Raw genomic sequence first — 15,476 nt, 5'->3', positions numbered from 1 at the left:
CAAGCTGAGTAGTATAAGAAAGCCTGGCTCATAATAAAAGTGACTCAAAGTAACTGATATAAGATAACTTATATAAGAGCAACGATGCGAAGGGTAGCTAACAGATAGCTAAAGAGGCGAAATAAGACAAAAAATTCGATACGTGCTAATAGCTCGTCTCTATTTACTTTAGCAGTAGAAACACAACATTGATTACAAGAGAAGACTTTAATATCGTTACGAGTTCTCGTTATAGTAAACCTTCGCGGCAGTCATAAATACAAACCGAGGATAAATTATGAGTCAAGATAATAATAAATACGTACCACCAAAAGTTTGGACGCAAGATAAAGATAATGGCGGCAAATTTGCTAGTATTAATAGTCCAACGTCTGGAGCTCGCTATGATAAAGAGCTGCCTGTTGGTGATGCTCCGTTACAGCTGTATTCGTTAAATACACCAAATGGTGTCAAGGTCAACATACTACTAGAAGAGCTGGCCGAACTTGGTATTGACGGGGCAGCATATGATGCATACAAAATCGACATCTCTAAAGGTGAGCAGTTTGGCTCAGGGTTTGTAGAGATAAACCCCAATTCAAAGATTCCAGCCTTGGTCGATCATTCTACTGATACAGCGGGGGAGCCGATAGCACTCTTTGAGTCGGGCGCGATCTTAATGTATCTAGCAGAGAAGTTTGATAAGTTTCTGCCACTGGCTACTGGCAAAGCGCGAGCAGATTGTTTGTCTTGGATTATGTGGCAAATGGGTAGCGCGCCTTTCTTAGGTGGCGGCTTTGGGCACTTTTATGCGTATGCGCCTGAACCTCTAGAGTATCCAATCAACCGCTATACGATGGAAACCAAGCGCCAGCTCGATGTATTAGATACGCATCTAAAAGACCATGAGTACCTATGCGGCAATGATGAATCTGATTACAACATTGCGGATATGATTGTCTGGTCTTGGTATGGTCAGTTGGCACTAGGTAAGCTCTATGACGCAGCAGAATTTTTACAAGTAGAAGACTATAAACACTTGCAGCGTTGGGCTAAAAAAATCGCTGAACGTCCTGCAGTTAAACGTGCAGTAGCGCTAGAGCTAAAACCAATCGACTAAACTAAGTACTTAATACCGTTTAGATCTAGCAGTACAGTTTAAACATAAGTAAATCTTAAACACAGCAGCAAGGCTGATAAGCAAATAGCTTATCAGCCTTTTTATTTATATTCATAAAGATGAATATAATGTATGCTAGGTCTTTCTTTTGTCTTTACACAATGATACATTAGTACAACAGATAGAAACACTAGTGCGTTAAGATAGCCGAGCACCATTACAATAGACAGGTGTTTATACTTCTTCTACTGAAAGGTGATGATTATGAAAGACAATAATTATATAAACGATATGTCGCTATCAAGAGGCGCTGATTTAACTGGTGTTAGTAGGTCAGGCATTATCTATGACGATAATAAGTATGATGACAATAGCTATAAAAACAGTGCCCAGTCTAATAAAAATCCCAAAAACATCACTGTAGAGTATTATTCAGAAAACATACCTAAAAAAATAAAAGAACAATCCACCTATATGATAAAAAATAAAATATTACTGCCTGTACTTGCAGCGCTTAGTACCGCTTTATTTAGTACCACCAGTATGGCCAATACATCGACTGAGTTTACTAGTCAAGACTGGCAAGTCGCTTGTGATAATACGCGTACGTGCCGGCTGGCAGGGTATCAAGCAGAGAATAACAGTGAGTTCCCGGTTTCTGTATTGCTCGTACGCCGCGCAGGTGCGAATGCTGGCGTGGATGGTAAAGTAAAGCTTGGCGGGGCAAAGGACAGCTCATCTAAAGCCCTAATGCAGCTCGGTAATCGTCATCGTATCTCGTTGTTTATTAATGATAAGGATTATGGCGAGACTAAGCCGTATTCAGCTGCTGCAGGTAATGCTGAGCTTACTCAAGCGCAGGTAACTGCATTGTTAGAGGCTTTGACCAAATCTAGCAAGATTACGTTGACCTTGCGCAATTCACGTTGGCAGCTCTCTGACAAAGGTGCCAGTGCTGCCATGCTAAAAGCCGATGAGTTCCAAGGTCGCGTTGGTACATCCAGTGCTTTTATTAAAAATGACGATGCTGTTAAATCTAGTGGCGGTATATTACCTCCTAAAGCCGCGCCAGTACTACGGTTTGTCGTGCCAAGCGCCAAATCGGACGATGGTAATGACAAAAAGTTTGTGATGAGATCCTCTCAGTTGGCATCGTTGGTAAAGGGCACAATGAAAGATGCAGACAGCGTTTGTCCCAATCTTTCAGACAAATCACCTTGGCGTATCAGTCGTCTAAATGGCTCGCAACTGTTGGCACAGCATGAGTGCTGGACAGGCGCTTATAACGCTGGAGCAGGAGTTTGGGTGATCAATGACAGTAAACCTTATAAGCCAACTTTGGTAACGACCAATGCTACTGGCTACGATAAAGGTAAGCTTACCTCTGTACAAAAAGGACGCGGCATCGGTGATTGCATGAGCAAAACCGATTGGCTATGGACGGGCCGTGCATTTGAAAAAAGTCATGAAAGCACTACTGGACTATGCCGCTTAATCGAGGCGGGCGGGGCATGGCAGCTACCTACCTATGTCACAGAAGTTAAAGTAGTACGATAGATAAATAGCGAGTAGTTGATTTGCTTTAGCTATTTAATTTTGCTGTAGGTATTAAATAAAACACCTAAACTTGTTTATTATCAACACTGTTAGTGCTTATTTACTCAGTAATTGAAGAAATAGGTACATATATTTTTTTATTGTGCTATACTGCGTCGCCACGTTAGCTTAGGCTTTCGTGAATTATGAGATTGATAACATCGCCTGCGATTTTGGGTCTAGGATGACCATAAGTAATTGTTGCCGATGATTTTGTGTACTTAAATAACCTTTTAAAAATATCCGTTATTTTTGACTCATATCTTATCTACTGGCCTATAACTAGGGTCTAGATTGGTTGCTGTTTGCCTTTATCTGCTTTGGACAAAGCATTGATAATGAGCGTATATCAAGCAAGGATAAGACACTCGGCACTACCACCAAAATACGTCAGACAGCACGAACGCATTTATTATAAAGACGCTAAGCTCTATTGGCTTGGTTTCTAATTATCGACAATTTTATATTGCTCGGTAATGCTAATAAGAGCAGCGTGGTGAACGGTTATCAGTGGTATGCATCAAGTTTGCTGAATTTACAGCAACTTATACTTACCAAGGATTCTTATGACTGACATCTTATCTGCAATCGCCGCTGAAAACGGCATCATCGAAAACACTGACACTCCAAATACTGATAATAATACTCAAGCGGCTGCTACTGACGCTGCTGAAGAAAACAAAATCACCTTTACAGATCTTGGCATTGCTAAGCCAATTCTTACTGCGCTTGATCGCAGTGGCTATACCAATCCAACCCCTATTCAAGAACAAGCCATTCCTTTTGCTCTAGCTGGTCGTGACCTTTTATTGTCAGCGCAAACGGGTAGTGGTAAAACAGCGGCTTTCGTTATCCCTGTACTTGACCGTTTGAGCCGTGCTACTAGCTTTGACAAACTAACCAAAGCACTTATCCTAACGCCAACGCGTGAACTTGCTCAGCAAGTACATGACAGCGTTCGCACTTATTCTAAAGACATGCGCGGTCTATTTTGTGTACCACTAGTTGGCGGCGCACCATACAACGGTCAGATCACTGCTTTGAAAAAGGGCGTTCAAGTAATCGTTGCAACTCCTGGTCGTCTACTTGACCATATCAATGCAGGTCGTGTTGATTTGTCAAACCTAGAAGTATTGGTACTTGACGAAGCTGACCGTATGCTAGACATGGGTTTTGCTGATGACATCAGTGACATCCTTCGTGCAGCACCAATCGATCGTCAAACGATCATGTGTTCAGCAACTTGGGATGGCCCAGTAGGTAAAATCGCTGCCAGCTTCACTAAGAACCCTGAGCGCGTATCAATCAAAGTAGAATCTGCACACATCGAAGAAAAAGTGTACTACTGTGATGATTTTGATCACAAAAACCGTTTACTTGACAAAATCGTTTGCCAACAAGATATGGAACAAATCATTATCTTTGCTGCTACCAAACGTAGCACTGAAAAACTGGCTAAACAGTTACAAGAAGCGGGCCATAAAGCAAGCTTCCTACATGGTGACTTGCCACAGAGCAAGCGTAACCGTATCGTTCAAGACTTGCGTAATGGTAAAGTCAAAATTCTAGTAGCGACTGACGTTGCTGCTCGTGGTCTAGATATTCCAGCTATCTCGCACGTTATCAACTATGACTTGCCGCGTCAGACTGAAGATTACGTCCATCGTATCGGTCGTTGTGGTCGTGCTGGTCGTACTGGTGTTGCTATCAGCCTATGTAGCATGGATGATCGTCCACAGCTTAACGCTATCAACCGTTATTTAGATCGCAAAATGGAAGTATGTGTTATCGAAGGTATGGAGCCTAAGAAAACTTACGTACCTAGCGAAAACAAAGGTAATGGTCGTGGCCGTGGTCGTGGTCGTTCTAACGGCGGTGGCGGTCAAGGCCGTGGTCGTTCAGGCGGTGGCTATGCTGGTAAATCTAGCGGTGGTGGTCGTGGTCGTTCAAGCGACAGCGCTCCAACTGGTCAACGCGCTAGCAACGACAGCGGTTATCAAGGTAAGCCACGTGACACGTCAGGCAAACCAAATGAGCGTTCAGGTGGCAAGCCGTATCAAGGCAAGCGCACTGGTGGCCCAAGCCGCGGTGATAGCAATGGCGTTCCACGTGGTGAGCGTGCTGCAACTGGTCGCAGTCGTCCAAGCGGCAGCCAAGGTCGTCCAGCTGGTCGTTCTGACAGCCGTGGCCAAGGTCGTCCAAACGGCGGCAACCGTGGTAACAACTCGTAATACAGCTATATTTGACGATTAAAATCATTGATTCATTAATCGTCTAAAGATAGCATTGAAAAAGCCAGATACTTGTTATCTGGCTTTTTTGTGTTTACCTGTTTTATATTGCGCCATGATTACTTTATGCCCTTACTTGCCTAACCGTTACCTTACTATTTATTCCGTCAAATACTACTCGGCAAATCCTAGCTAATAGTCGATGGCTGCTTGCAGGAGTTTTTTGCCTTGTCTATACTGATTTACTTTTGCCCGTTGTAACTCTTGGAGCGTTTTGATGCCTGCCACCTCAAACTTAGCAATTGATAATTTGCCATTAGCCTTTGGCATCATCATGGCCATTATTGGTCTGGTTTTTTATACCCAAGGCTTACCGGGTAAATTTTGGCGTCGATTTTATGCCGTATTGCCTGGTATTGTGCTTTGCTGCTTTATACCAGCCACTCTAAATAGCTTAGGCGTGTTTGCCGATGGTATTGGTTCGCAGATTTATGGTTTTACTGCCACTTACTTACTGCCAGCAAGTTTGCTATTAATGACCTTGTCCATGGATGTGCCCAAAATATTGGGCTTAGGCTGGAAAGCGATTGCTATGTTCTTTGCTGCCAGTATCGCTATCGTCATCAGTGGCCCGATCAGTTTGGGAGTCGCTAAGTGGATATCGCCTGCGATGTTTACCGATGATACTTTATGGCGTGGGTTTTCTGCTGTAGCAGGTAGTTGGATAGGCGGCGCGGCCAACCAAGCAGCGATGAAGGAGCTGTTTGGAGTCAGTGATGATCTATTTGGTATGATGATTTTGGTCGATACCACCAATGCCTCACTGTGGCTGCTAGCTATTTTGGTCATGGCAAAACATAGCGATAAGATAGACCGCTTTTTGCGCGCTGATACTAGTAGTATTGATAAAGTGGTCAAAGCAGTCGAGAGCTATGAGCGTGATCATGCTCGCCCAGCAACCATCAATGATTTGATGGTGATGTTTGGCTTATGCTTTGCAATGGTCGGAGTGGCGCACTTTGTCGGTGGCCAGATTGCAGAGTTCTTTGCCCCTTATAGTTGGGCTGTTCAGTATAGCTTTGCCAGCTCGTTCTTTTGGATGGTGGTAATTATTACGGTAATAGGCGTTATATTTTCGTTTACTAAGATACGTAGGTTAGATCATGTTGGCGCATCAAAAATAGGCACGGTATTTATCTTTGTATTAATCGCCGCGATCGGTATGCAGATTAATTTGGCTGGTATTGTCTCGCAATGGCGGTTACTACTAATTGGCTTCTTATGGATGAGTATCCATGTCGTAATTATTTTTGCTGTCGCTAGAATCATTCGTGCGCCATTTTTCTTTTTGGCAGTTGGTTCTAATGCCAATACTGGCGGTGCGTCCTCAGCGCCAATTGTCGCCACAGCCTTTCATCCGTCGTTGGCGCCTGTTGGTGTATTCTTGGGTATTTTAGGTTACGCAGTAGGGACATTTGGCGGTTATATCAGCACGCAGTTAATGCGCTTGGTTGTGTCATAATGTCTAAATTGTCAGTATCTTAGCAATTTAATAGTATTTTTTTCTAAACAAAACCCGCATTGATGCGGGTTTTTTATTATTAATGATTGGGTGACTTGAGTTATCGTTTTGTCTATCTATGCTATTGATACGTAAGCCTAGCCATGGCCTTCCATGAGTACGTGTTAACCTTTCTGCTAATTGGATAAAGACAACTGATTAAATAAAGAAAACTAAGCACGTTAGGAATAAACAACGATTCGATAGGAACAATAACGCTATGGCGAACCCAAAAAAATTAGAAGAAAAAACCAGTATAACAAGCACAGTAAAGAACGCCCTTTATGATCCTGACCAAGATAATATTCAGGTCAGAGGCGCGCGCGTACATAACTTAAAGAACGTTAATGTTGATTTGCCTCGCAATGCATTAGTGGTCTTTACCGGTATATCAGGCTCAGGGAAGTCGTCATTGGCATTTGGTACGTTGTTTGCCGAGTCACAACGCCGCTATCTTGATTCGGTATCCCCTTATGCAAGACGACTCATTGATCAGGTCGATGAGCCAGATGTCGATTCTATAGAAGGGTTGCCACCAGCCGTTGCCTTGCAGCAGAAGCGGGGTACACCTTCAGTGCGCTCGTCCGTGGGTAGCATTACGACGATATCCAATGGTCTACGCATGCTGTACTCACGAGCAGGAGAATATCCGGCAGATCAAGGAATACTATATGCCGATGCATTCTCTCCCAATACGCCAGATGGTGCTTGCCCGACTTGTTCAGGTATCGGCCGCGTATTTGAGGTCACTGAAGAGCTGCTGGTGCCAGATAACACCAAGACAATCCGTGAGCGTGCGATTGCAGCTTGGCCACCAGCATGGCAAGGTCAAAACCTGAGCCGTATATTGACTACATTAGGCTATGATATCGATAAACCATGGCATACATTGCCAAAAAAGACGCGTGACTGGATTTTGTTTACGGATGATACGCCGACGGTGCCTGTCTATCCTGAATACAACATTGAGCAAACGCGTGATGCGATCGAAAAAGGCGAAAAGCCAAACTATATGGGTACTTTTACCAGTGCCAAAAACTTCATTTTGCACTCTTTTGCCACCACTCAGAGCCCACGTACCAAAAAGCGCGTCTCGCAGTTTATGCAGATATCTGAGTGTCCAGAATGCCATGGCAAAAAACTAAAGAAAGAATCGCTATCGGTTAAGTTTGCAGGATTGGATATAGGCGAGCTATCACAGCTAACGCTAACAGAAATGGCACAAAAATTAGAAGTAACCGTTCGTACCAAGGTAGCCGATGACACACCAAACCGCGAAAAAGCCATCGTCGCCCAGCGTATCGCCAGTGACATTCTCTCTCGTGTTGAAGCGCTGACAAGGTTAGGGTTGGGCTATCTCTCGCTTGAGCGTACCACACCGACTCTCTCTCCTGGTGAACTACAACGATTACGATTAGCCACTCAAATTCGCTCGCAGTTGTTTGGCGTGGTATATGTCCTTGATGAGCCATCGGCAGGTCTGCATCCCGCTGATACTCAAGCATTGCTAGGAGCGTTGGATGAGCTGATTGCCGCTGGTAATTCGGTGTTTGTCGTTGAGCATGATGTGAGTGTCATTAGACATGCTGATTGGATAGTCGATGTCGGGCCAAAAGCAGGCACGCATGGAGGCGAGATTGTCTATAGTGGGCCTATAGAAGGCCTTCGTGAGGTTACGCAGTCGCATACTGGTCAATATCTCTTTGCCAATGCTACGTCTAACGCACAGTCAAAATCTAACACAAGGCATCCAGCGGCATGGCTCAAGCTTGCAAATATCGAGCGAAATAACATCACAGGATTAGATGTTGAGTTTCCGCTTGGGGTCATGACCAGCGTCACAGGTGTCTCAGGCTCAGGAAAGTCAAGCCTTGTCAGCCAAGCGTTGGTAGAGCTTATCAGTGAAGCCTTGGGTCAAAAGACAGTCACAGAAGCGCCTGTCGGTGAGGCAGATTTACTTGAGCAAGAGCTTGAGTCAGTAACTGGCGGTGAAATTGTCGCTGGTATGAAGCACGTCCGTCGTCTTATTAATATCAATCAAAAAGCAATTGGTCGTACACCGCGTTCTAACTTGGCAACCTATACGGGTTTGTTTGATGATGTGCGTAAGCTGTTTGCGGCGACTAAGCAAGCAAAATCTCATGGCTATGATGCTGGCAGATTCTCGTTCAATACTACCAAAGGCCGCTGCCCAAATTGCGAAGGGTTAGGGTTTGTCAGTGTTGAGCTGTTATTTCTACCAAGCGTTTATGCACCTTGTCAGGTATGTCATGGCCAACGCTATGACGAGGAAACGCTAGCAATCACTTATCGAGATAAAAACATCGCTGAAGTCTTGAACTTAACGGTTGAAGCGGCACATGAGTTTTTTGTTGATGAAGCGCCTATTTTGCGTGCATTAGAGGCATTGCTACAAGTTGGACTTGGTTACTTACGTCTGGGTCAGCCTGCCACTGAGTTATCAGGCGGTGAAGCACAGCGGATTAAGCTTGCCACCGAGCTGCAGCGTGTGCAACGAGGCGACACGCTATACATATTGGATGAACCAACCACAGGCCTGCATCCTGCTGATGTGTCTATGCTTATGACGCAGTTAAATGGTTTAGTCGATGCGGGCAATACCGTCATCATGGTTGAACATGACATGCAAGTGGCGAGCAATAGTGATTGGATCATTGATATTGGGCCAGGGGCAGGGGATGCTGGCGGGGTAATTGTCGCTCAAGGTACGCCATATGACGTTGCCCAATCAAAAGAAAGCCGTACTGCAGCGTTTTTAGTGGTATGATTTTATTGAAGTGACGACAAGTCTTCAAATTGGGTTTGAATGTGGAAGGACTATCCCCAATAACCATCAGGACATTTAGGCAATTCAACTAACGTGCGACGTAACGCATCTGACCACTGATGACGAATCGTATTAAAGTACTCGTCACGCTCATCAATACGTCGGCCGTTGGGCAGAGCTAGGCTGTCATTGTCATAAAGTACAAAATCTATTGGCATACCGACTGATAGATTTGAGTGAATCGTGGAATCAAATGACAGCATCAGCGCACGTGCCGCGTGTCTTACATCCGTGTTATAGCTGACAGAACGATCCAAAATAGGCTTGCCATATTTGCTTTCACCCAACTGAAAGAAGGGCGTATCTTCAGTGGCTTTGATGCAATTGCCTTCAGGATAAATCAGGTATAGCTCAGGTGGCTGTCCTTTAATTTGACCACCAAGCATAAACGAGCTGGTAAAGGCGCCATCGCGACTAGAGTTAGCGACTGCTTTTGCATGATTCATAACATCACGCATACATTCGCCAACCATTTGCGCGGCATCAAACAACGTCGCTACTGTATTGAGGTTACTCTCAGCACGCTGGTCAATGTCGTTTTGTAGTTTATTGAACACTGCCTGCGATGTCGCTAAGCTGCCAGCTGTCTGTAACACCATAAAGCGCTCGCCCTCAACGCCGTATTGATACAACTTTCTGAATGTCGATATGTGATCAACACCGGCATTAGTGCGCGTGTCACTGGCAAAGACCATACCGTCTTTTAGACGAATGGCAGCACAATAAGTCATAAGATACCCTTGATGAATAGACGTAATAAAAAATAGCAAACGCTATGATAGCTTTTTGACTAATACCAAACTGTAAAGATTTTCGTAACCGCCGCCCATACGCACGCCGCGAACAGGCGCGGTATCTAGATAATCTCGCCCAATAGCCACGTACACATGTGAGCTTGGGGTAAATGCCTGATTTGAGATATCAAAAGTATACCAGTAACCATCCAGCCAAACCTCAGCCCATGCGTGACTGGCCATGTGATTTTCGGTATCGTCATACAGATAACCGGACACATAACGCGCTGGAATCTGTTGATCGCGCAAGATACTTAAAAACACATGTGTATGGTCTTGGCACACACCGGCACTTGTCGCAAACGCCTCAGCTGCGGTCGTACCCACATGCGTGACGTCTTTAACAAAAGGCATTTTCATAATAAGGGCATTTGCCATTGCCTTTAGACTGTCATGAGTGGGCGTTTTTAGGTATGGCGCTGCAAATTCTCGCATCTCTTGTGAGCACTTGGTTAACGGAGTTTGTACGGTAAATAGCAGGTAGGGGACATGATCCATATCCTCTAAACGTTCGGTTTCGGTGTTGATCTCAACGATACCCGACGCCTGCATTTGTAAGTTGTTATGTGCCTCGTTACGACTGAGCGTGAGCCATGCATTACCAAAGCCGTCCTTTTGATTGGTCGCCACTTTAGGGAGCATGACGTCCCATTTATGAATGGTTTGGTGCGGCATTTGCATAGGGGTCATGCGTATATACTGTACACTGCGCTGCGCCAGCTCATCGTAATAATAGTTGGTTTGGTGACTGATTTGAAGTTTCATGGCATTTTCCTTATAGCATCTTTCTATTTTCTGTTTATTCCATATGTCTCATGAGCCGTTGTTATTGGTTTTTGGCTAGACACCTTCTATACACCTTGACGCAATATGAGATTGAACTCTTTGCTAATCAGCGCAAAATCACTAAATTTCTTTGACCTGATCATCTGGTTGGTCAAGCGGATAAGTTCACGCCAGCGCGTATTCTCCGGCAACTCATTAATCCAGTGTCTGAATTCAAAACTAATCTCTGTTGAATCCTCTCCCAACAAAACGGCACGCTCAAGCTGCTCAAAGTGACGCCCTAATTGCCAGAAGCAAGTTACTGTCGGATTCTCTTGTTTCATCGCAGCGTTACACGCGTGGAGCTGCAAGGTCGCCGCTCGATACGTGCCAGCACTTGATAAACGCTTGATCAAGTTATATAACTCAGCAGTATCTTTACCAATGACACCTTTGGCCTCTTGGACATTGTCCTCAATCGATTGCACGATATTGGGTATGATGTTTTGTTCCAAATCAGCCATCATTTGTGCTTTCATGGTGGTCAGTGACACTTCACCATCAACGGCAAACCCTAAGTGACTAATTAGATGTCTGATCTGTGATTTTTTGAGATCGCCTTTGATGAGTTGTTTCATAACATCGTCGTAGTAATACAGACGCTCACTATATCGGCCTAGCCATATTAAGTGACTGGCGGTAGAGAGTAGCAGAATCATGGGCGCATCATCTAAACTCTCGTAACCTGTTTCTAAGGGTTGGACGCGATCATAGTAGTTTGCGTGCCCTGAAGCATTGACACCTATTGATGATAAAGGCGAGCACTTGTCGGTTTGCTGGCTGTCTAAATCGCTGTCATCAATAATCCAAGTGTCTTTGATACCGCCGCCTTGTGATGAATTGACGACCAAAGAGCCTTCAACCATGGCCACTCGTGTCAGACCACCGGGTACAATATCTACTGTGCCATCACCATGACTAAGGATAAAGGGACGCAAGTCAATATGACGCGGTGCGATACCATCGCTTACGGCAGTAGGATTGGTAGATAGTGAGATAGTCGGTTGAGCAATAAAGCCGGCTGGGTTTTCAAGCAGACGCAGGCGATATTCTTCGATTTCTTTTTTGGTTGATGTCGGACCAATAAGCATCCCGTAGCCGCCTGAGCCTTGCGTTTCTTTTACCACCAGCTTATCTAGATTGTCGAGCACATATTTGAGCTCGTCAGGCTTACGGCACTGGTATGTCTCAATATTAGGTAGGATAGGCTCTTCATTTAAATAGAATTTAATCATATCCGGTACAAAAGGATATAAACTCTTATCATCGGCCACGCCCGTACCTGGGGCGTTAACAATCACTACGTTACCAGCACGATAAGCACTCATTAGCCCTGATACACCCAATATGGAGTCAGATTTAAAGGCTAACGGGTCAATATAGGGATCATCAATGCGGCGGTAGATCACATCGACTTGTACCTTGCCGCGAATGCCTTGCATATAGACTTTGCTGTCCTCAACGACCAAATCATAACCATGAACGAGTGGCACATTCATCTCATGCGCTAAGAAGGCATGCTCATAATAGGCACTATTAAAACGACCTGGCGTTAAAATGACGACTTGTGGATCATATTTGGATGTTGAGCTAGCAAGACAGGCTTTGAGACGGTTGGGATAATCGCTGATGCCCATAATAGGCGTTTCAGTAAATATATCAGCTAATAGTGTTTCTGATATATTGCGACTCTCAAGCATATATGAGACGCCTGATGGGGTACGCAGGTTATCCTCTAATACACAAAACTTACCTGTCTCGTCTCGAATCAAATCAATACCGCTGATGTGCGAATAGATAGGCTTGTCGAGCTCAATACCCATCATCCACGGCTCATAGCAGCCACTGGCATAGACATAGCTGGCAGGGACGATATCTGCCTTCATGATGGCTTGGTCATGGTAGATATCATGTAAGAATGCATTGAGAGCCGTGATACGCTGTTTACAGCCTGCTTCTATTTGTTTCCATTCGCTCGCGGCAATAATGCGTGGAATGATATCAAACGGAATCATACGCTCGATGTTTTTGGCATCGCTATAGACGGTAAAGGTGACCCCTTTACGGTAAAAGATATTTTCTGCTTGTTCGTTTAGATAATTGAGGGCATCCATGTTGATGTTGTCAAGCCAATGGCCAACAGCTTGTGCCACTGGGCGATACTTACCCTTACTTATCTGCAATTCATCGAAACTTTGTGGTTTTTTCTCAGGTTTTTCTGAAGTGTCTTTCGTTAAGGTATCTTCGGTCGGTGTTGACGCGGGACTTTTAGTATTGTCATTGAGCACTTTGATGGATTGACTCTGACTCTGGCTTTGATTTGCAGATTTTTCTTTGTCTGGGTTTCCATCCTTAGACTGACTTTGAGATGCTGTTTTATTCATAAATACCTCACGTATCCTTGGTAAAGTTATACTTTATGATGAATACACTGTCTATGCTAAGTAGAGTAGCACTTGTACTGCGCCCAACAGGTAGTCTATCTCCTGTATGGACTATACAACGGTTAATGAGCAATATACAACAAGAGTTAAATAATAGATTTTTAAAAACCTGAACCTGATTCCAATAAGTTTAACTCAATAGAAACAGTAGGAGAGAAGACATGAAGCTACGTGGTAAGTTCTTAATGCTGACAGGTATAGGGTTGTCAGCGACTATCAGTGTGACTGGCTGTGGTAGCGAACCACAACAAGATATCTTACCTGCTGGTAGCACAGTGGTCGCACTTGGCGACTCATTAACCTATGGTTACGGCGCAAATCCTAAAACAGCGTATCCTATGGTGCTAGCAGAGCTAAGCAAATGGAACGTCGTTAATGCGGGAGTCAATGGTGACACTTCTGCAGATGTACTGACTCGAGTGAATGAGGTCACTGAGCAAAACCCAGATTTGGTCTTACTGGGTGTGGGAGGTAATGATGTATTGCAGTGCATCGCACCTGATACCACGCGGGCTAATATCGTCGCGACTATAGATACCTTACAATCCAACAATATTGACATTGTCCTAATCGCTGAGCCGCATCTCAGTACTAGTGCTTTGTTTGGAAAGGTAAGTGATAATCCACTGTATGAAGATATTGCGGAAGCTGAAGGCATACCTCTGTATTCTGATGGCTGGTCAACTGTACTGTCAGATGATGCATTGAAATCTGATAAAATTCATGCCAATGCAGCAGGCTATAGACAGTTCGCTGAAGGGCTACATAATTATCTAAAAGACGAAGGGTGGGTGCGCTAAACCGAAATTTAAACCACAGTTTAAAAGTTTTTAAGCTTAAAGATTATGAGTAGGGCGTATGTCTGTAGTCAGTGTATAACGCACAAAAAAAGTAGAGAGTTTATTGACAAGACTCTCTACAGTTAGACGTTGATAACCCAGTCACTCTATCTATTCACTGTCACCCATGACGACTACCAAACCTTCATCAGCAGCTATCTTACCTTCGCAAATGTCTTCATAAACCTCTAGTAAGCCATTGACTCCATCAAGCTCTTGAATCTTTAACCAGGCACTAGTTTTTGCAGTGCTATTCATGATGTAGTGCATAGAGCGTTTATTGAACTCTTCAGGGCCCCATTCTTTCATACGTTGCTGTACATGACTGGGTGCAAAAAACTGCTGGCTACGTTCTTGCATGATACCTTCGGTATGACGTGGCTCGTCCCAGTGCGTGAGGCCGACATTGCTGGTATAGCGCATGTTATCGCCTAAGTGTCTATGTAGACGGCTAAGCACGTCAGTATTGGCCGACATATCGACAATAACCGTCGGCTTAGTTGCATCAATTTGCTCTAGCGTGTCATAGCTAAGCACACTGTCATAAGCGTCAATTGACTTAACAAAATCTACATGACGGTTTGATGTCAGACCGATAACGTGCGGTGCATCTTTATCATCAGCTAGGCCATATGCTAAGCCAGTACTGGTCTTACTAGAGGCACTGATAATCACCACTTGCTCTGCACCAAACCAATCATTACCCTTCAATAGATCATGTAAGCAAAATGAGGTCAGGTGCAAGACAAACAGCAGCATGCGCTGATCGTCATGGATGCGGTCATAGCCTCGTTCATGATTGACGCGCTGATATAGGTTATAACCGGGTGGTAGCTCGGCACGATGGACACTACCATCAAGTAAACTGCTCTGCGTGACTCGCTTGGGTGTTATGATCAATTCATTGGCGGGCGGGAAGTAACCGAATAACCGTTCACCGATAGGTAGTGCATCGCTATTAGACTCTACAACATCGCCAAATCCCCATACTGGAATAATACCCCATTTCTCAGGCTCGTCACCATTTGGCGGGAAAAACTGCCAATAGCGTAATTGGTCACCCATGACCGCATAAGTAATATTATTTGCAGTAAAAGCAAAGCGATCAACTTTGACACGTACTTCGCCATCACCTAGGGTATGTACAGGCGTCTCTTGCAGGCGAGCTTGGGTTAGGTTTGCTTTATTGGTCTGAAATTCTTGCATGGTTATTTCCTCTTTTTTTACTTTATAGTTATC

Annotated in this window: 10 protein-coding genes; 6 read left to right on the top strand and 4 right to left on the bottom strand. The window is 44.4% G+C overall.

All coding sequences use genetic code 11. The features are described 5' to 3' along the window. The first annotated feature begins 277 nt into the window (after positions 1-277). From yghU to uvrA, 5 genes are all read left to right on the top strand, one after another. Positions 278-1,099, top strand: coding sequence for a glutathione-dependent disulfide-bond oxidoreductase (yghU, locus tag IEE84_RS06875; protein ID WP_101205897.1), 822 nt, complete (start codon positions 278-280; stop codon positions 1,097-1,099). 264 nt (positions 1,100-1,363) lie between these two features. Beyond that, positions 1,364-2,656, top strand: coding sequence for a DUF1176 domain-containing protein (locus tag IEE84_RS06870; protein WP_224737672.1), 1,293 nt, complete (start codon positions 1,364-1,366; stop codon positions 2,654-2,656). Between the two features lie 605 nt (positions 2,657-3,261). Next, positions 3,262-4,926, top strand: coding sequence for a DEAD/DEAH box helicase CsdA (gene csdA, locus IEE84_RS06865; RefSeq protein WP_191113614.1), 1,665 nt, complete (start codon positions 3,262-3,264; stop codon positions 4,924-4,926). Between the two features lie 277 nt (positions 4,927-5,203). Next, positions 5,204-6,448, top strand: coding sequence for a DUF819 family protein (locus IEE84_RS06860; RefSeq protein WP_191113613.1), 1,245 nt, complete (start codon positions 5,204-5,206; stop codon positions 6,446-6,448). A gap of 259 nt (positions 6,449-6,707) precedes the next feature. Next, complete coding sequence (gene uvrA, locus IEE84_RS06855) at positions 6,708-9,275, top strand: excinuclease ABC subunit UvrA (protein ID WP_191113612.1); 2,568 nt, start codon at positions 6,708-6,710, stop codon at positions 9,273-9,275. Between the two features lie 50 nt (positions 9,276-9,325). Here the strand turns inward: uvrA and IEE84_RS06850 are convergent, their stop codons facing one another. The 3 genes from IEE84_RS06850 to IEE84_RS13155 form a co-directional block, all read right to left on the bottom strand. Further along, entirely contained in the window at positions 9,326-10,066 is a 741-nt protein-coding gene (locus tag IEE84_RS06850; RefSeq protein ID WP_191113611.1) for a proteasome-type protease, read from the bottom strand. Positions 10,067-10,108: 42 nt separating this feature from the next. Continuing rightward, positions 10,109-10,894, bottom strand: coding sequence for a transglutaminase family protein (locus tag IEE84_RS06845; protein ID WP_191113610.1), 786 nt, complete (start codon positions 10,892-10,894; stop codon positions 10,109-10,111). Between the two features lie 86 nt (positions 10,895-10,980). Beyond that, positions 10,981-13,338, bottom strand: coding sequence for a circularly permuted type 2 ATP-grasp protein (locus tag IEE84_RS13155; protein WP_191113609.1), 2,358 nt, complete (start codon positions 13,336-13,338; stop codon positions 10,981-10,983). Between the two features lie 221 nt (positions 13,339-13,559). On the opposite strand from IEE84_RS13155, the gene IEE84_RS06835 reads away from it, so the two are divergent. Further along, entirely contained in the window at positions 13,560-14,198 is a 639-nt protein-coding gene (locus tag IEE84_RS06835) for a GDSL-type esterase/lipase family protein (RefSeq protein ID WP_191113608.1), read from the top strand. 150 nt (positions 14,199-14,348) lie between these two features. Here IEE84_RS06835 and IEE84_RS06830 read toward each other — a convergent pair whose 3' ends face one another. Continuing rightward, the gene (locus IEE84_RS06830; RefSeq protein WP_191113607.1) at positions 14,349-15,443 is read right to left on the bottom strand and encodes a DUF2855 family protein; all 1,095 of its coding nucleotides are present in this window, start codon (positions 15,441-15,443) and stop codon (positions 14,349-14,351) included. Positions 15,444-15,476 lie beyond the last annotated feature (33 nt).

It is taken from the genome of Psychrobacter sp. 28M-43 (assembly GCF_014770435.1).
Taxonomy (GTDB): Bacteria; Pseudomonadota; Gammaproteobacteria; order Pseudomonadales; family Moraxellaceae; genus Psychrobacter.
Note: the sequence above shows the minus strand (reverse complement) of the source record. Positions and strands in the feature narration are given on the sequence as shown.

Excerpts from the sequence above, each read along its gene's own strand:
- IEE84_RS06850 (WP_191113611.1), bottom strand. The coding sequence starts at position 10,066 with ATGACTTATTGTGCTGCCATTCGTCTAAAAGACGGTATGGTCTTTGCC.
- yghU (WP_101205897.1), top strand. The coding sequence starts at position 278 with ATGAGTCAAGATAATAATAAATACGTACCACCAAAAGTTTGGACGCAA.
- csdA (WP_191113614.1), top strand. The coding sequence starts at position 3,262 with ATGACTGACATCTTATCTGCAATCGCCGCTGAAAACGGCATCATCGAA.
- IEE84_RS06860 (WP_191113613.1), top strand. The coding sequence starts at position 5,204 with ATGCCTGCCACCTCAAACTTAGCAATTGATAATTTGCCATTAGCCTTT.
- IEE84_RS06830 (WP_191113607.1), bottom strand. The coding sequence starts at position 15,443 with ATGCAAGAATTTCAGACCAATAAAGCAAACCTAACCCAAGCTCGCCTG.
- IEE84_RS06845 (WP_191113610.1), bottom strand. The coding sequence starts at position 10,894 with ATGAAACTTCAAATCAGTCACCAAACCAACTATTATTACGATGAGCTG.
- uvrA (WP_191113612.1), top strand. The coding sequence starts at position 6,708 with ATGGCGAACCCAAAAAAATTAGAAGAAAAAACCAGTATAACAAGCACA.
- IEE84_RS06870 (WP_224737672.1), top strand. The coding sequence starts at position 1,364 with ATGAAAGACAATAATTATATAAACGATATGTCGCTATCAAGAGGCGCT.
- IEE84_RS13155 (WP_191113609.1), bottom strand. The coding sequence starts at position 13,338 with ATGAATAAAACAGCATCTCAAAGTCAGTCTAAGGATGGAAACCCAGAC.
- IEE84_RS06835 (WP_191113608.1), top strand. The coding sequence starts at position 13,560 with ATGAAGCTACGTGGTAAGTTCTTAATGCTGACAGGTATAGGGTTGTCA.